We start from the raw sequence: 18,247 nt of genomic DNA, 5'->3' as shown, positions 1-18,247 counted from the left end.
CAATCTCAAAGACAATCTAATTTCTTAATCTCTAAATTCCTAAATCTTTAAATTATTTAAAATCAATGAAAAATCAATCACAAACATTGTTTCAAAAAGATTTGGTCAACGAAGCTATCAGACAGTCTTTCGTTAAGCTGAATCCGAAAATCATGTTTAAAAATCCTGTTATGTTTCTGGTAGAAATCGGAACAATCGTTATGTTCATCGTGAGCTTATTTAGCTTGTCGGGTGACAAAACACAGGGAAGTTTTACTTATAATTTCTTAGTATTCATTATCTTATTTTTCACAGTTTTATTTGCCAATTTCGCTGAAGCCATCGCCGAAGCAAGAGGTAAAGCACAGGCAGATACCTTGAGAAAAACCAGAGAGGAAACTCCGGCTAAATTAATTGTAGACAACAAACCTGGATTCCAAGTAGAAACAGCCTTAAAAATGTCTGCCGAAATGAAACTCGGAGATATTTTCCTTTGTGAAGCAGGTGATCAGATCCCAATGGATGGTGAAATTATCGAAGGTTTAGCAACAATCGATGAATCAGCTATTACAGGAGAAAGCGCGCCCGTGATCAGAGAATCAGGTGGAGATAAAAGCTCCGTAACAGGTGGTACAAAAGTGCTTTCCGACAGAATAAAAGTAAAAGTCACCACAAAACCTGGTGAATCTTTTCTAGATAAAATGATTGCCCTTGTAGAAGGTGCATCAAGACAAAAAACACCTAACGAGATCGCTTTAACCATATTGTTAGCAGGGTTTACCCTTACTTTCATTATTGTTACAGTTACTTTAAAACCTTTTGCAGATTATTCGCAGACGCCAATCACCATTGCGGCATTTATATCACTTTTCGTTTGTTTGATACCCACAACGATTGGAGGTCTGCTTTCTGCGATTGGAATTGCGGGGATGGACAGAGCCTTAAGAGCCAACGTCATCACAAAAAGTGGTAAAGCCGTTGAAACAGCGGGAGATATTGATGTTCTGTTGCTGGATAAAACAGGAACAATCACCATCGGAAACCGTAAAGCAACACAATTTCATCCTTCAAATAATATTGATATTAATGAATTTATAAAAGCTTCGGCATTAAGTTCTGTTGCCGATGAAACTCCGGAAGGAAAATCTATTATTGAATTAAGCCAATTACAATCTGAAGACTTGCTTGTTCCAAATCCTGTCTACATTGATTTTACGGCTGAAACAAGAACTTCAGGTATTGATTTTGAAAACACAAGAATTAGAAAAGGAGCTTACGATACGATTAAAAAACTGACTGAAAAAGCCGGAAATATTTTCCCTCCCGAAACTCAGGAAGCAACAACTAAAATTTCTGAAAACGGAGGAACTCCTTTAGTCGTTTCTGTAAATGAACAAGTTTGGGGCGTTATTGAACTTCAGGATATTATCAAAACAGGAATTCAGGAACGTTTTCAACGGTTGAGAAAAATGGGTGTGAAAACGGTGATGGTAACGGGAGATAATCCTTTAACCGCCAAATTTATCGCTGAAAAAGCCGGTGTAGATGATTTTATCGCAGAAGCCAAACCTGAAGATAAAATGAATTACATCAAAAAAGAACAGCAGGAAGGAAAACTGGTTGCGATGATGGGTGACGGAACGAATGACGCTCCCGCCTTAGCCCAAGCCGATGTCGGAGTTGCGATGAACAGTGGAACTCAGGCAGCTAAAGAAGCCGGAAATATGGTTGATCTGGATAATGATCCAACAAAATTGATTGAGATCGTAGAAATTGGAAAACAGTTATTAATGACTCGTGGAACGTTGACCACATTCAGTATTGCGAATGATGTTGCTAAATATTTTGCCATTATTCCGGCGTTATTTATCACGTTTATTCCGGCACTTCAGAAATTGAATATCATGAATCTTCACAGTCCGGAATCAGCGATTTTATCAGCCATTATTTTTAATGCTATTATCATTCCGATCTTAATTCCATTGGCTTTAAAAGGGGTTGCTTATAAACCGATTGGGGCAAGTGCTTTATTAAGAAGAAATCTTTTGATCTATGGTTTGGGAGGAATTATCGCGCCATTCATTGGAATAAAGATTATCGATTTATTTATCAGTTTGTTTTTTTAAAAGGCTGGGAGGTTGAAGCTGGAGGTTGGAAGTGAATATAGCAACGTTTTAACTTCCATCATCCCTCAATTAATTCAAAAAAATTTAATTAAAATGAAAAATCATATTATATCAGCATTCAGGTTAACATTAGTTATGTTAGTTATCGTTGGAATTTATTTAGGCATTGTTTACGCAGGCTCAAAAGCATTACCAACCCAAGGAAACGCAGAAATTATCAACCATAACGGACAAAAATTTTATGCCAATATTGGTCAGGATTTCAAATCTGTAAAATATTTTCACGGTCGCCCATCTGCTGTAGATTATAATGCAGCGGGAAGCGCAGGAAGCAACAAAGGACCAAGTAATGAAGAATATTTACAAACAGTTCAAAAAAGAATTGACACTTTAAAAATGCAAAACCCAGAAATGAATACGGCGAAAGTTCCTGTAGAATTGGTAACCGCAAGCGGAAGCGGATTAGATCCTGATATTTCTGAAGAAGGCGCTTTATACCAAGCTAAAAGAATTGCTAAAGAAAGAAATCTTTCCCTTGAAAAAATTGAAAATCTTATTAATAATCAAACAGAAAAACCTCTTTTGGGACTTTTTGGGCCATCAAAGATTAATGTTTTAAAGCTAAATATTGCTTTGGAACAATTAAAATAAAATTATTAATTTTCTTAACGCTCCTAAGTCAAAAAAGGTTATCACTACCATGAAAAAATATATCATAACAAGTCTATTATTGGGAATATTTTTCTCAAAAGCTCAAACATCAGATTCATTAAAAACAAACAATAAAGTGACTTTTTCGGCGTACGCTGAACTATTTTACACGTATGATTTTAATGAACCTTCCAATCATCTTCGTCAGAATTTTTTATACTCATATAATCGTCATAATGAACTGAATCTTAATTTAGGACTTGTAAAAGCAGCTTATCAAAGTGAAAATTTACGCGCTAATTTTGCTTTGATGGCGGGAACTTATGCTCAAGACAATATGGCTGCAGAACAGGAAGCATTACGTTACGTAAATGAGGCTAATATTGGAATTAAAATTTCCAAAAACAAAAATTTATGGATCGATGCCGGAATAATGCCTTCTCACATCGGTTGGGAAAGCGCGATCGGAAAAGATAATATTAATCTGACCAGGAGTTTCGCCGCAGAAAATTCGCCTTATTTTGAAACGGGAGCAAAAATTTCCTACACTTCAGACAATGGAAAATGGTTTGTAAGCGGATTGGTTCTGAACGGATGGCAACGCATCGCAAAACCTGAAGGTAATCAAAGCATTTCTTTCGGACATCAATTAACCTATAAACCGAATGAAAAAATTACATTAAACAGCAGTTCATTCATCGGAAATGATAAATCAAAAGAAGAGAAAAAAATGCGTTATTTCCATGATTTGTATGGAAGTTTTCAATTGACAGAAAAGTTTTCGACTGTTCTAGGTTTTGACATCGGAGCCGAGCAGAAATTAAAAGGAAGTGAACAATATAATATTTGGTATAGTCCGAATATTTTAATGAAATATCAATTAGATAATAAATGGACACTGGCCGGAAGACTGGAATATTACAACGATAAAAACGGAGTAATTATCAACACGAAAACACCCAACGGTTTTCAGACCTACGGATATTCTCTGAATGTTGATTATGCGATCTTAAAGAATGTCGTATTCCGTACCGAGGCAAGAGGTTTTACGTCAAAAGATGCGATCTTTGTAAAGAACGATGAACTTAAACAAGGAAACTTTTTTATTACGACAAGTTTAGCCGCTTGGTTTTAAAAAGCAGGAAGTCTGAAGCTGGATGCTGGAAGTTATTGTTATGTGATATTTACTTCCAACACCCAACTTCCTGCTTCCAACAACACCTATGTTTCAAAAAATAAAATTAAAAAGAATAAAATCAATGTCATCATCAGCAAAGCAGTTTTTAGAGCTCATTCAAAAATCCAAAAAAGGGAAATTTAAGATCTATATTGGGATGAGTGCGGGTGTCGGAAAAACCTTCCGAATGCTTCAGGAAGCACATGCTTTGTTGCGAAATGGTATTGATGTAAAGATAGGCTACATCGAAACTCACGGAAGAGAAGAAACCGTAGCTTTAGTAGACGGAATTCCTGAAATTGCGAGAAGATCTGCTTTTTATAAAGGCAAAAATCTTGAAGAAATGGATCTTCAGACAATTATCAATGAACATCCAGAAGTTGTTTTGGTAGATGAATTGGCACATACCAATGTGGAAGGTTCAAAAAACAAAAAAAGATGGCAGGATGTCTTGGAAATCCTGGACAACGGGATTAATGTCATCAGTGCGATGAATATTCAGCATATTGAAAGTTTGAATGAAGAAGTCAAAAAAATTACTGGAATTGAAGTTTCAGAACGCGTTCCTGATAAAATTTTGGCGTTAGCGGATGAGGTGGTGAATATCGATTTAACTGCAGACGAACTTTTAACGAGACTCAAAGAAGGTAAGATTTACAAAAAGGAAAAAATTCAGACCGCTTTAAATAATTTCTTCCAAAGCGGACACATTTTACAGCTTCGGGAATTGGCTTTGAAAGAAGTTGCCACGCACGTTGAAAAAAAGGTGGAAACAGAGGTTAAGACCGAAAATTTTAAACCTATAAAATTTCTCGCATGCATCAGCAGTAACGAAAAAATCGCCAAAAATATCATCCGAAAAACCTCAAGATTGGCGAGTTATTATAATAGTCCGTGGACGGTTTTATATGTCCAGAAACCATCCGAAAATCCTGAAAAAATAGCTTTAGATAAGCAAAGATATTTAATTAATAATTTTAATTTAGCACAGGAATTGGGCGCAAAAGTGATCCGAATAAAAGAAAACAGCGTGCATAAAGGAATTTTAGATTATGTAGTTGAGCATAATATCACCACGGTATGCATCGGAAAACCCCACGCAAAGCTTTGGCAGAGACTTTCCGGCTACAGTTGGATCTACACCCTGATGAACCGATTGAATGAACGACAGATCGATATTATTATTTTATCTTAAACACAATGAAAATTAAAACCAAACTTACCCTCGGCGTAGGTCTTTTATTCTTACTGATCGTTTTACTTTCGGTGATCGGCTCTGTGTATATCAATAAATTAAAATCGGATACTGAAAAAATTCTTACCGCTAATTACAACAGTTTAGAATTCTCCAAAAACATGTTGTTGGCGCTGGATAAAATAAGTACAGACAGCGCGATTGCCATCAAAGATTTCAAAAAAAATAATGCTTTACAGGAAAAAAATCTCACTGAATTTGGCGAAAAAGAAGCCACTCAAAATCTTAATCTGCATTTCGACAGCTATTTAAAACAGCCCACCAACGAAAAAGAAAAACTTATCCGCGAAGATCTGGCTAAAATTATGTCGCTGAATATGAAAGGCATTGAACGTAAGAGCGATATCGCCATTATCACCGCAGAAAATGCTACTTTTTGGATTGTAAGTATTGGAACCGTTTGTTTTCTGATCGCTTTTACTTTGTTGTTTAATTTACCTCAAACCATTGCAGAACCTATCAACCAACTGACTTTTAGTATTAAACAAATTGCCAATAAAAATTATAATGAAAGAGTTAATTTTAAAGGAAGTGAAGAGTTTAATGATCTTGCCAATTCTTTCAACATCATGGCTGAAAAACTGCAGGAATATGAAAGCAGCACCCTTTCTACTCAATTGATGGATAAAAAAAGAATTGAAACATTGGTCAATAATATGCACGATGCTGTAATTGGGCTCGATGAAAATCATTTTATCTACATGATCAACGATGAAGCTTTAAAAATTACCAATCTCAGAAAAGAAGAAATCATCGGGAAAACAGCACATGAAGTCGCAATTAACAATGATTTGGTGAGAGAACTTTTAAAAAACATCGACTATCCCGTAAAAGAACCAATAAAAATTGTTACTGATAATAAAGAAAATTATTTTGAACAGGAAATCGTTCCTATCAACATTGTAAAAACAGGAGAAAAAGAGAAAAAATACATCGGAAAAGTAATTTTACTCCGAAACATTACCCCTTTTAAAGAATTGGATTTTGCTAAAACTAATTTTATCGCAACCATTTCTCATGAATTAAAAACTCCAATTTCAGCCATTAAAATGGGAGTTCAGCTATTAGGAAATCAGAAATTCGGTGAACTGAATGAGCAGCAAAAAGAATTGTTGAAAAGCATCAATGAAGACGGACAACGTTTATTGGATATTACCGGAGAGCTCCTGAATTTATCACAAGTTGAAACAGGAAATATCAGATTACATATTGAAAGTTGTTCACCCAAAAACATTGTTCAGACCGCCATTAAAAATGTTGAAAAACTGGCTGAACAAAAGAATATTTCCATTAATTTCCAATATAATTTAGAGGAAAACAATTTTGTTTCTGCCGATTTTGATAAAACGGTTTGGGTGATGAATAATTTCCTTAGCAATGCAATCAAACATTCTTTTCAGGATGAAAATATTCAGATCTTGGTTGAAAAGTCAGACTCATATGTAACATTCAGCATCTCAGATACAGGCAGCGGAATTGATGAAAAATACCATCGCCAGATCTTCGACCGTTATTTTCAGGTTCCCGGAGAACATCAAAACGGAACAGGTTTAGGCTTGGCGATTTCCAAAAATTTCATTGAAAAACAAAATGGCGAAATTGGTGTGAACAGCTCGCTGAATCAGGGAAGTACTTTTTATTTTAAGTTGCCTTTGGTGTAGAATTTAATATATTTGAAAATTATTAACTCAAAATCGATGAGTTTTTCAACTGTATGAAGGATCTCCATTTTTACTCTAACAAAACAAGCAACTTATTTCTTTTTATAGTTTCATTTCTATTTTGTGTTGCCTTTGTATATTTTTACGAAGATCTACAAAGAAAGAGTCTATTCAAAATAATTATTTCACATTTTGCTTTTATACTTTGCCTTTTCGGCTCTGCCTATTCATTTCTTTTATTAATAAGAAGAAAGCCATTACTTACTATTTCTAATACACACATTATTATTTATAATCTATTAAGAAAAGATATTTCAGTCAACTTTGAAGATATTTCAAAATTCACCGTTTCAATTACCACAAACTATCGTGGAATTAAGACCACAGAGCAAATCAATATTATTTTGAAATCAAATACAAAAAACAATAATTTATCTTCTGAATTTCCTATTTTGCACGAAATCATACAAACCGATATTTTGAATATCAAAACGAACGATTTATTAAAAATTTTAAATGATAAATTAAAAAATGTTTGATCAATTATTTCAATTTCCTGCTATTTTATTAGTTGCGATTACTTGGGGAATACTTTCAATCGCTTATTTTTCAATCCAAAAAAGAAATATTCTTACCAATTACAAACAATCTGATTCTAAAGAAATTAAAAACATTTCCGGTTCAATTGTTACCAAAAGTGGAATGTTACGTCAAAGGTTTGAATGGTGTACATTTCATATATTGATCAATCAAAATTCTATTTTCCTATTTCCAAAAAGCTTCTATTTTATTCCGAGCCGTCCGATCAATTTGGTCTATTCAACCGCAAGTAATAAATACACAAAACAAACCAGAAAGCCTAAACAAGTAAGAGAATTTAATGTTAACAAAGACAATGTGGAAATTGTTTTCATGAGAGATTATTTCATGTTGGAAACGTCTAAATTATATTTAAAAAATCTTACTCAGGAACAAATTAAACTTCTGGACTCTGTTTTAAATAAAAGAATTACTGACTAAAATATTTTAATGTCGTCCATAACTTTAATTCCAGATAGAGATAAAATATTAATCTACAAAATCGAAAAACAAACGAAACAAATATTATAAGTATCTTCGATTCATTAAAACTAATCAATACTTATGAAAAGAATTCTTCTCTTCACCTTATTTAGCTTATTTCTTTTTACAGAAAAAATCTATTCACAGGAAACTCCGACCTCTTATGTTGAAAAAGCCATTCAGCTCATGGAGCAGAATTCCGTTAATAAAAAGAGTATTGATTGGGCAACAATAAAACAAACATACCTCAAACAAGCTAGCGAGAAGAAAACCATTAGGGAAACTTATCCTATCATTAGGGATATTCTTGGAAAACTAGGTGATCATCATTCAAAATTTTATGAACCTGAAGTCATTGAAGCTTATTTAAAAAGATTTAAAGACGTTGGCGTGGAATTCCCTTATCCAAAAGATAGTTTGATTGATAAGAATATGGCTTATATCACGGTACCCGCCATCGGAAATATGAATCAGGATGATTGGAATGAATATGTACAGACATTTTTTGACAAGGTGAAAGAATTAGATCAAGCCAACCCAAAATTGTGGATCATTGATCTTAGAAATAATGAAGGTGGCATGTTTTCTCCCATGTTAAAATCAATTCGCCCTTTTTTAGATACCGATAATGCATCAGGATCTATGGATAATTCTGGAGCGATAAGTTTTTTTATGAGTAAAAATGATGGTATTTATTTCGGGAAACAAAAAATAGGCGCGATTCCTATTTCGGATATTAAAATCAAGAATAAAAATAAACCCATTTATATTTTAACCAATAAGAAAACGTCAAGTTCAGGAGAATTTGTGGTAGCCAGTTTTAAAGAACAGAAAAATGTAAAAATCGTAGGCTGTAATACACAAGGATTAACCTCAGATAATTCAGAATTTAAATTGCCGGACAATGCGTTTTTAGTCATTACGACAGGAACTTTAATTGACCGCACGAAATATCCTTATAAAGAAGTTGGAAAAGGAATTCCTGCTGATATAGAAGTTAAAAGTGATCAATTAAATGATTACATCAGCAAAATAAAAACACTATAAACTCCAATCCTAAAACATTAATTTCACATGAATCATTTTAAAATTTTCTCAACACTTATATTAATTTTAACTCTGCATTTTCAAGGATTTGGACAGGCCTTTTCATTGGAACAGCTAGAAAAATTCAACAAAATGGATATGCCATCATTTAAAGTTGAAATTAAAAAGATGAAATATTCTTATTACGACAAAACTGAAAGTTCAGAATTCAATTTATATGAATACGACAGTGCGGATTTTCAATATAAGATCGGAAAATTTGAATATACAAATGAAAAGTCGGCAGACCGAGTTGAGTTTCAGTTTAAAAATAAAAATGAGTATGATCAATACTTAAAAACAATAACCGATTTAGGCTACAAAAAAACTGAAACCGGAAAAATTCCCGGCGGAGAAACTTTTGTTGATTATTTCAAAAATAAACTTCACATTAGGTTTATTTTCCCACCGGCAGGACAAAAGAATGAACCTTATACTATTTTAGTTTTTAAGTAAATTTGCTTTAATGAGCAGTTTAATTTACCAATCCAGTCAGCCCGACCCTTCACTTCAAGATGTTGTCGAAAGCTTCTGGATGCTGGATAATCCGTCAGAAAATATGGAAGTTATTCTTCTCCCCGACGGCAGGATTGATTTGATCTTTTCTCAGTCGTTACAAGAACCTTTTCACATTGTTTTACTAGGAATTTGTACACATCCCGAACAAATCGTAATTGCTGAAAAAACTAAAATATTTGCCGTAAGTTTTAATTTACTGGCTGCAGAATATATTCTTCATACGTCAGTTTCAGAACTATTAAATGAAGCCCAAAGGTTACCTCTTGATTTCTGGAATTTTTCGGTCAATGACTTAAATAATTTTGAAAAATTTTGTCAAAAAGCATCTAAAAAAATACAGCAAGAACTTCAGTCTCAAAAAATGGATGAAAGAAAGTTGAAATTGTTTGATCTGATCTATTCTGAGAAAGGTGCATTAACCGTAAAAGAACTTTCAGAAAAAGTGATCTGGAGCGAACGACAGATCAACCGTTATTTTAATCAACAATTTGGTATTTCATTAAAATCATATTGTGGAATTCTTCGATTCAGAGCTTCTTTTCAACATATTAAAGAAGGGAAATTATTTCCTGAGCAGAATTTTGCAGATCAGTCTCATTTCATCAAAGAGATCAAAAAACTATCCGGATTTCTTCCAAAAGAACTCAATCAAAATAAAAACGACCGATTTATACAATTTTCAATTCTACCTGAAAAGTAATTTTGCATCATAATTTAAACGTTATGATAATACAAAATAAAAAAATAGCCATTGTCGGCGGTGGTCCCGGAGGATTGACTTTAGCAAGACTTTTACAGTTAAAAAATGCCGAAGTAAAAGTGTATGAAAGAGATGTCAACAAAGAAGTTCGTGTGCAAGGAGCAACGTTGGATTTACATGAAGAATCAGGTTTAGAAGCCCTTCGTAGAGCCGGATTAATGGATGGTTTCAAAGCACATTACCGTCCCAATGCAGGAAAATTAAAAGTAATAGATAAAAATCTGAATATTTATTTAAATGAACATTCCGAGAAAAACTCTCATTCCGAGGACCGACCTGAAATTGACAGAGCTCCACTCCGTAAGATATTATTAGGATCTTTACAATCTGATACAGTGGTTTGGGACAGTCATTTTATTTCTATGGAACAGCATGGTGAAGGCTGGTTATTACATTTCAAAAATGGAACTTCTTACTATGCAGATATCGTGATTGCTGCAGATGGAGCCAATTCTAAAATTCGACCTTATGTTACAGATATTCAACCTATTTATTCCGGTGTAACCATGGTTGAAGGTAATATTTACAATGCTGAGACTAATTCTCCAAAAATTTGGAAGCTCGTTGAGGGTGGTAAAATTTTCGCTTTGGATAATGAACAGACCTTATTGTTCAGTACCAAAGAAGATGGAACCTTGACTTTCTACACTGGCTGTAACACTGACGAACATTGGGTAAAAAATTCCGGAATAGATTTCACTCAAAAACAACAGGTTGCTGATTGGTTCAAAAAAGAATACAGTTCGTGGGATGAAATCTGGCAGGAATTATTTGAAAGTGATGAAATTTCGATTATTCCACGTCCGCAATACCACTACCCTCTTAATCAAAAATGGGAAACACTTCCGAATATAACAATGCTTGGCGATGCTGCTCACCGAATGCCACCTTATGCCGGAAAAGGCGTGAATATGGCGATGCAAGATGCTTACGAATTGGCTGAATGCTTAACAAATGACGAATTTAAAGATGTAAAAACTGCCATTTCATCTTATGAAAATAAAATGCTCGAAAGAGCTTCCGAAGTTACAAGATTAACCTTAGAAAATACGGTGTTAATGCATTCTGAAAATGCGATTGAAAACCTTATGAAAATTTTTAATGGAGAATAATATTTCAGGTTTCGGGCGGGAGCTTCGCTCCCGCCCGAAACCTGAAATATAAAAACGATCAATATAAATTGATTATATTCGATTGTAAATTATTTTAAGAAAAAACAATCACCAGACATGAGCATTCAGGATATTTACCAGAAAACTATAAAATTTGCAGCGCAAAAACATACAGATCAAAACCAAACCATTCCGGGAACTGATCTTCCTTACGTTGTTCACTTGAGTAATGTTGCCATGGAAATCTTATTAGCTTCCGAAAAAACAGAAAATTTTGATGGTGAATTGGCTGTTCAGATTGCTTTACTTCATGATGTTCTGGAAGATACTCCAGCAACCTATGAAGAACTTGAAAATACTTTTAGTAAAACTGTTGCTGAAGGTGTTTTAGCGTTAACTAAAAATGCAAATCTGGAAAAAGATCAAAGAATGATGGATAGTCTGAACCGCATAAAAAAGCTTCCCAAAGAAGTCTGGGCTGTAAAGTTGGCGGATAGAATTACGAATCTTCAACCACCACCCGCTCATTGGTCTGAAGAAAAAATCAAAAAATATAAAGCCGAAGCGGAAATCATCCTCTCAGAACTTCGTGGTGGAAATGAATATCTGGAAAAAAGGTTGGAACAGAAAATTAAAGAATACAATCAATAGAAAATAACCTGTCAAAAAAAACATAAAAATGGACGCAATTTTTTTTGCCACACCCAATGATTTCAGAGAATGGCTTGAGAAAAACCACGCCACTGAAAAAGAATTGTTGGTAGGATTTTATAAAGTCGGAACCAAAAAACCATCTATGATCTGGTCAGAAGCTGTTGATCAGGCATTATGTTTTGGGTGGATCGACAGTGTGAGAAGGTCAATTGACGAAGAAAGCTACAGCAACCGTTTTACCCCAAGAAAACCGACAAGTATCTGGAGTGTTATCAACATCAAAAAAGTGGAAGAGCTCACCAAAGCCGGATTGATGAAACCCGAAGGTTTAAAAGCATTTGAGCTAAGAAAAGAAGAAAGATCTGCCATTTATTCTCACGAAAAAGAAATTGCAACGCTCGATCCCATTTATGAAAAACAGTTTAAAGCCAATCCAAAAGCTTGGGAATTTTTCAATAATCAGGCGCCGTCTTATAAAAAAGTAATGCTCCATTGGATTATGAGTGCCAAGCAGGAAAAGACAAGGATTTCAAGGCTGGAGAAGACAATTCATGAGAGTGAACTTGGTAAAAGAGTACAATAAAAATTTCATCAAAAAACAAAATCAATACAGGTAAGAATCCCTAATAGCCGTATTTTCTGTTGAAGGGTTTACAAATATTGTCATAACTTTGAGGTCAATTAAATTAAAAGAAGATAAAACAGGTATGGATACGCAAATATTAGATTTTTGGATAGGAAATTTTAGCAGTGAAGAAGATTTTGAAGACTTCGTGAATGAAGATGAAGAGTTTTATGTAGAAGAAGAATCTGATGAAACCCATAATTCAAAATTTGCAGAATCTCAAGATACGATTTGGCTGGATTATGATTTTGTTGAATATGGTTTTGATGACACCAACAATAACATCTATGATAAATTTTCAGAATATTCTTTTGCAGATCAATGGCTTCCGACTTTGGTAAGTAGGATCAATGAGCTCCAAATTAAAGCTGATATCAATTCTTTGATCTTCCTAAACAGCGGACAAATTGCAAAACCTGTTTCTGTGGAAGATGAAATGTTTAGCTTGGTTTATCTTGGGAAAATTGAGTTTAGTGTTTAGAAAATTATAAAAGGGAAAGAATTTGAGCCTTATCAAAAGGGATTTTATAAGTTAAAAGAAGAGTAAAATCTCATCGGTATGAAAAAAAATAATCAATATGTTTTTTGGATTTTTGATATACACTCTCAAAGTGTTATCAACCTTTTATTTAAAAAGCTAGATTTTTTTCACCATCTTGATTATGAACAGTTAAAATATGAACTTCATCAAACTGATACTGAAAAAAATATTTATTTTAACTTTATGACAAATGAAAATATCAGTGTAAAGACTGCAAAAGATTCAGATAACAGAAATATTCTATTTTTTTCTATTGAATATTCGGATAATTTAAAACCGAAAATTTTAGAATTAACAAAACTTTTATCTCAGTTTTCCAAGTAGATTATTATACTTATAAATCATCATTAATTTTTCAAAAATAACAATATGGCAATTTCAAAAAAAGGTCTTAGAAAAATAAATGTAAACGGAGAGATTTTTAATTGGAAAATAAGAAGGAAAATCTCACATAATGAAGCACATAATGATGAATATTCAATACCCGTTCAGTATGAAAATGAAGGACAATTACTGTTTGTAAATGTTAATTTCGGTAGGTCTTATGGTTACGGTGATGACTTTATTAAAAGCGTAACTCCGGTTATGATTAAAGAAAAAATAATAGAAGCTATAAACCTTGGTTGGAAATATAATGAGAAAGGAAATCCCATTTGTTTATCCCAAAGAAAATTAGTTACAGACACGAAATATCAAATTTCAGATTGAAATTAATAAAAACACAACATTTGAAAAGAAAGATTTCCTTCATAAAATCTAAGATCATCTCATTTTTAAAGAAGAATGGAATCGCATTTTTCATACTATTTATTGCAACATTTTTTCAGACGTACTGGTCAATGGGGAAACTTTCAGATAACACTTCTAGTAGCTGTTTAGACTGTAGTTTTTTTGAAGACACATTCTTTATTTCGTTGCTGACAGCCTTTTTCCTATCTATCCTTTTTTCAATATTATCGTTACTCAAAAATTTATACCTGAAAATGGCAATAGAATTCATTCTTCTTGTTACTTTATGGCTATTCTGGAACTATAGCATTTTTGTAGAAAGAGAATATTCTTGGAGTACTTATTTGTTCAAGGAAGAAATATATATCACTATTTTGCAGTCGATTTTCCCGGTTATTGTTTTGGGCTGCGTTTCTATTATCTTATTACATTTTAAAGAAATAAAAACTAAATTTGTGCAAACCACAAAATAATATCCTTGAAAAAACTTATTCCCATTTTTATTTCTCTCCTGTTTATAGTTTATTCTTGTCATAAAAAAGAAAAGACGACCACACAACCGAAAACCGACACGCTTACTAAGAAAAACCTCTCTGAAACTATTATAAAAGATCAGGAAGTAGAATCGTTATCAGGATTTCCGAAAACAGGAAAAAAAGTATCCGATTTTGTTTCAAGTACTTACGAAATACAATATGAAGCAGAGGGTGATCTGAATAATGACGGACTTTCAGATATGGCTTTGGTATTAAGAGAAAAATCGGATACTTTAGCAGGAAGAACTGTCTTAATTATTTTACAAAATTCTAATAAAACCTTTCATTTAGATACTACCTCTGAAACTGTTTTCCCAGCAGAATATACAGAAAGCCAATACAAGATTTATGACACCGAAGACATCAACATTGAAAAAGATGAATTAAATATTAATTTATATGCAACCGGCCCCAACGGAAATCTTTTCAGTAAATTTAAATATATAAACAGTGACCTGATTCTTACCTATATTGAAACTTACAATATGGGCGCAGGCAGTCATCAGGCTCTTAATTATGAAGTATTGAAAGGAAAGCTAAGTCAAGAAGTGATCAATACCATGGATGAAGAAATGCCTTCAAAATCAAAAACATTTAACCTTAAAAAACAGAGATTTTTATTTAAAGATGTCGATCCTGAAGCTGTGATTAGAAATGCTTATAATAAGATTGATTCTAAAGATTGGTAGTTTCTTGTTTTTCGTTAAAATATTTAATGATAAAAATGCTTCGACTTCGCTCAGCATGACAACTTTGATACCAACTGCATTATTATAACAGTAATTTTTTAGCGATGTCATGCTGAGCAAGGTCGAAGCATTTATATAAAAGAGGATATTCTTAATGCGCTTCCAGCCAGTTATTCCCTACTCCAATCTCCACCAACAACGGAACCTGCGTTTCAATGGCATTTTCCATTTCAATTTTAATGATATTTGTAGCGACTTCAACCTCATCAATTGGAGCTTCAAACACCAATTCGTCATGTACCTGAAGTAACATTTTTGTCTGAAGTTTTTCTTTTTCCAGTTCTTTTTGGATTTTAATCATCGCCATTTTCACAACATCAGCCGCGCTTCCCTGAACAGGAGCATTGACTGAATTTCTTTCAGCGTGACCTCTCACCACAAAGTTTCCTGAATTAATATCTTTTAAATGACGCTTTCTACCTAAAATAGTTTCAACATAACCAATTTCACGGGCTTTATTGACTTGTTCAGCCATATATTGCTTCAACTTTGGATAGGTTTCAAAATAGGCTTCGATCATTTGTTTGGCTTCCGTTCTTGACAAACCGGTTTGTTCTGCCAATGCAAAAGCACCCTGACCATAAATGATTCCAAAGTTTACTGTTTTAGCCTGACTTCTCTGGGTTTTGGAAACTTCTTCCAATGGAATGTTAAACAGTTTCGCAGCGGTAGAAGCGTGAATATCTTCTCCATCCTGAAACGCTTTGATCATATTATCTTCACCTGAAATTTCAGCAATCAAACGAAGTTCGATTTGTGAATAATCGGCAGAAATAATCTTCTTTCCTTCCGCTGAAACAAACGCTCCACGAATTTGCTGACCTCTTAATGTTCGGATCGGGATATTCTGTAAATTCGGATTTACACTTGCCAAACGACCTGTTGCAGCCGTAGTTTGTGAGAAATTGGTATGAACACGATCATCTTTGTCGATCTGTGATGGCAGCGCATCAACATAAGTCGATTTTAATTTCTGATAGGTTCTGTATTCAAGAATATGCTGAATAATTTCGTGCTTTGAAGCCAATTTCTGCAATACATCTTCCGAAGTCGCGTATTGACCTGTTTTGGTCTTTTTAGCTTTAGGATCAAGCTGCATTTTTTCAAATAAAACTTCACCCAATTGTTTTGGCGAATTCATATTGAATTCTTCACCAGAAATTTCAAATATTTTAGTTTCTAATTGTCTTAAATCATTTTCAAGATCGATGCTTTCCTGAGCCAGCCATTTTTCGTCCAAAGAAATTCCGGACAATTCCATTTTAGCTAAAACTTCCATCAACGGCATTTCGATGTTGAAGAAAAGATCTTCTAAATTTTCTTTCTTTAATTGAGGGGCAAACAACTCATACAACTGGAAAGTTACGTCTGCATCTTCCGCTGCATAATCGGTCTGCGTTCTAAGATCTGCATCTCTGAAAGTTCCCTGATTTTTTCCTTTTTTACCGATAATGGTTTCAATAGAAACAGGTTTATAATTTAAATAGACTTCTGAAAGATAGTCCATTCCGTGTCTTCCGTCCGGATTTAGAAGGTAATGGGCAATCATCGTGTCAAACATTGCTCCCTGAACGGTAATATCGTATTGCTTTAGAATTTTATAATCGAATTTCAGATTGTGGGCGATCTTAAGCAGGTCTTCTTTTTCGAAAAATGGTCTGAAAATTTCAAGTGTCTGCAATACTTCGCCTTTATCCTCAGACAAAGGAACATAGTAAGCCAACCCTTTTTTATAGGAGAAACTCATTCCGACCAATTCGGCTTCTAATTCATTAAGAGAAGTCGTTTCTGTATCAAAGCAAACCGCTTTTTGCTGCAATAAATTTTGAACTAAAATTTTCTGAGCCTTATAATTATCAACAAACTGATATAAATGTTCGTTCTGCTCAATGCTGGACTTTGTAGAAGTAGCCTGATCCAGTTCTTCAAAATTGGCAAAAAGATCTAACTGACCAATTTGTTTCGCTACTTTTTGTTGAGGCGTTTCTGTTGGCTGAGGAACTTCTTCACCATTTGCTGTAGCATCTTTAGCCACAACTTCTGTCTGAGAAGGCGCAAAAGCACGGTAAAGATTTTCATACAGTCTTGTGAACTCTATTTCGTCAAAAACTTTTTTTGCTTTTTCAAAATCCGGAGTTTCAAGATCATATTGCTCCTGATGGAATTCTACAGGCACATCACAAATGATGGTTGCTAATTTTTTAGATAAAATTCCGCGCTCTGCAGAAGCTTCTACCTTTTCTTTAAGCTTACCTTTTAATTTATCTGTATTGGCCAAAAGATTTTCTATGCTTCCGAATTCTTTTAGGAATTTCATGGCCGTTTTCTCTCCAACACCTTCCAATCCGGGAATGTTATCTACGGCATCACCCATCATTGCTAAGAAATCGATCACCTGTTTTGGATCTTCAATTTCATATTTAGCCTTGACTTCTTCAACACCCAGAATTTCAATTTCACTTCCTTTTAAACTTGGTTTGTAAATTTTAACTTTATCGGTTACTAATTGGGCAAAATCTTTATCCGGAGTTACCATAAAAGTGGTATATCCTTCTTTTTCTGCTTTGCACGAAATGGTTCCTATCACATCATCCGCTTCATAACCTTCAACCCCTAAATAAGGGATGTGCATCGCCTCCAAAATTCTGTGGATGTATGGAATAGCAATCTTAATGGCTTCCGGAGTTTCGCTTCTGTTGGCTTTGTATTCTGCAAAATCATCTGTTCTTACACTTGCCTGTCCGACATCAAAAACCACGGCCAAATGAGAAGGTCTTTCTCTTCTGATCAATTCGATCAATGAATTGGTAAATCCAAAAATTGCTGAGGTGTCTATCCCTGTGCTCGTTATTCTCGGACTTCTGATTAATGCGTAATATCCTCTAAAAATCATCGCATAAGCATCGATGAGAAATAACCTTTTATCTTGTGTTGCCTCCATATTTTCTATAATGAACAAATATAAGAAAAAGTGTTTTCTTTTGATCTCATTTTACACGCAAAAAAAACCGCCAAAGTATGACGG

At 33.9% G+C, this 18,247-nt stretch carries 19 protein-coding genes; 18 read left to right on the top strand and 1 reads right to left on the bottom strand.

Translation table 11 applies throughout. The features are described 5' to 3' along the window. Positions 1-65 precede the first annotated feature (65 nt). The 18 genes from kdpB (at position 66) to SB689_RS17055 (ending at position 15,162) form a co-directional block, all read left to right on the top strand. Positions 66-2,105: a potassium-transporting ATPase subunit KdpB gene (kdpB, locus tag SB689_RS17140; protein ID WP_410693331.1), complete on the top strand. Its 2,040-nt coding sequence runs from the start codon at positions 66-68 to the stop codon at positions 2,103-2,105. Positions 2,106-2,198: 93 nt separating this feature from the next. Beyond that, positions 2,199-2,756 carry a potassium-transporting ATPase subunit KdpC gene (gene kdpC, locus SB689_RS17135; protein WP_410693330.1) on the top strand — a complete coding sequence of 186 codons (558 nt, stop codon included), beginning with the start codon at positions 2,199-2,201 and terminating at the stop codon, positions 2,754-2,756. Between the two features lie 49 nt (positions 2,757-2,805). Beyond that, positions 2,806-3,891: a porin gene (locus tag SB689_RS17130; protein ID WP_410693329.1), complete on the top strand. Its 1,086-nt coding sequence runs from the start codon at positions 2,806-2,808 to the stop codon at positions 3,889-3,891. Positions 3,892-4,015: 124 nt separating this feature from the next. After that, positions 4,016-5,128: a sensor protein KdpD gene (locus tag SB689_RS17125; RefSeq protein ID WP_410693328.1), complete on the top strand. Its 1,113-nt coding sequence runs from the start codon at positions 4,016-4,018 to the stop codon at positions 5,126-5,128. 5 nt (positions 5,129-5,133) lie between these two features. After that, a complete protein-coding gene (locus SB689_RS17120; protein WP_410693327.1) occupies positions 5,134-6,849 on the top strand; it encodes an ATP-binding protein in 1,716 nt (571 codons plus the stop codon). A gap of 53 nt (positions 6,850-6,902) precedes the next feature. Further along, positions 6,903-7,388: an STM3941 family protein gene (locus tag SB689_RS17115; RefSeq protein WP_410693326.1), complete on the top strand. Its 486-nt coding sequence runs from the start codon at positions 6,903-6,905 to the stop codon at positions 7,386-7,388. Continuing rightward, positions 7,381-7,869 carry a hypothetical protein gene (locus tag SB689_RS17110; RefSeq protein ID WP_410693325.1) on the top strand — a complete coding sequence of 163 codons (489 nt, stop codon included), beginning with the start codon at positions 7,381-7,383 and terminating at the stop codon, positions 7,867-7,869. The genes SB689_RS17115 and SB689_RS17110 overlap by 8 nt, the downstream gene beginning before the upstream one ends. A 123-nt stretch (positions 7,870-7,992) precedes the next feature. Then, on the top strand, positions 7,993-8,958 hold the full coding sequence (locus SB689_RS17105; RefSeq protein WP_410693324.1) for a S41 family peptidase: 966 nt from the start codon (positions 7,993-7,995) through the stop codon (positions 8,956-8,958). Between the two features lie 27 nt (positions 8,959-8,985). Further along, entirely contained in the window at positions 8,986-9,453 is a 468-nt protein-coding gene (locus SB689_RS17100) for a hypothetical protein (protein ID WP_410693323.1), read from the top strand. 10 nt (positions 9,454-9,463) lie between these two features. Further along, positions 9,464-10,216 (top strand): helix-turn-helix domain-containing protein, encoded by a 753-nt coding sequence (locus SB689_RS17095; protein WP_410693322.1) that lies wholly within the window; start codon positions 9,464-9,466, stop codon positions 10,214-10,216. 23 nt (positions 10,217-10,239) lie between these two features. Continuing rightward, the gene (locus tag SB689_RS17090) at positions 10,240-11,388 is read left to right on the top strand and encodes an FAD-dependent oxidoreductase (protein WP_410693321.1); all 1,149 of its coding nucleotides are present in this window, start codon (positions 10,240-10,242) and stop codon (positions 11,386-11,388) included. A 117-nt stretch (positions 11,389-11,505) separates the two neighbouring features. After that, entirely contained in the window at positions 11,506-12,039 is a 534-nt protein-coding gene (locus tag SB689_RS17085; protein WP_410693320.1) for an HD domain-containing protein, read from the top strand. A gap of 28 nt (positions 12,040-12,067) precedes the next feature. Then, positions 12,068-12,625, top strand: coding sequence for a YdeI/OmpD-associated family protein (locus tag SB689_RS17080; protein ID WP_410693319.1), 558 nt, complete (start codon positions 12,068-12,070; stop codon positions 12,623-12,625). A 124-nt stretch (positions 12,626-12,749) separates the two neighbouring features. Beyond that, complete coding sequence (locus SB689_RS17075) at positions 12,750-13,148, top strand: immunity 22 family protein (protein ID WP_410693318.1); 399 nt, start codon at positions 12,750-12,752, stop codon at positions 13,146-13,148. Between the two features lie 78 nt (positions 13,149-13,226). After that, positions 13,227-13,532 carry a hypothetical protein gene (locus SB689_RS17070; RefSeq protein ID WP_410693317.1) on the top strand — a complete coding sequence of 102 codons (306 nt, stop codon included), beginning with the start codon at positions 13,227-13,229 and terminating at the stop codon, positions 13,530-13,532. A 45-nt stretch (positions 13,533-13,577) separates the two neighbouring features. Next, a complete protein-coding gene (locus tag SB689_RS17065) occupies positions 13,578-13,916 on the top strand; it encodes a hypothetical protein (protein WP_410693316.1) in 339 nt (112 codons plus the stop codon). Between the two features lie 275 nt (positions 13,917-14,191). Continuing rightward, on the top strand, positions 14,192-14,410 hold the full coding sequence (locus SB689_RS17060) for a hypothetical protein (protein ID WP_410693315.1): 219 nt from the start codon (positions 14,192-14,194) through the stop codon (positions 14,408-14,410). Between the two features lie 5 nt (positions 14,411-14,415). Then, positions 14,416-15,162 (top strand): hypothetical protein, encoded by a 747-nt coding sequence (locus SB689_RS17055; protein WP_410693314.1) that lies wholly within the window; start codon positions 14,416-14,418, stop codon positions 15,160-15,162. A gap of 151 nt (positions 15,163-15,313) precedes the next feature. Here SB689_RS17055 and polA read toward each other — a convergent pair whose 3' ends face one another. Continuing rightward, the gene (gene polA, locus SB689_RS17050; RefSeq protein ID WP_410693313.1) at positions 15,314-18,163 is read right to left on the bottom strand and encodes a DNA polymerase I; all 2,850 of its coding nucleotides are present in this window, start codon (positions 18,161-18,163) and stop codon (positions 15,314-15,316) included. Between the last annotated feature and the right edge of the window lie 84 nt (positions 18,164-18,247).

Origin of the sequence: Chryseobacterium sp. SIMBA_038, from assembly GCF_046535115.1 — a bacterium.
In the GTDB taxonomy this organism is placed as follows: Bacteria; Bacteroidota; Bacteroidia; order Flavobacteriales; family Weeksellaceae; genus Chryseobacterium.
Note: the sequence above shows the minus strand (reverse complement) of the source record. Positions and strands in the feature narration are given on the sequence as shown.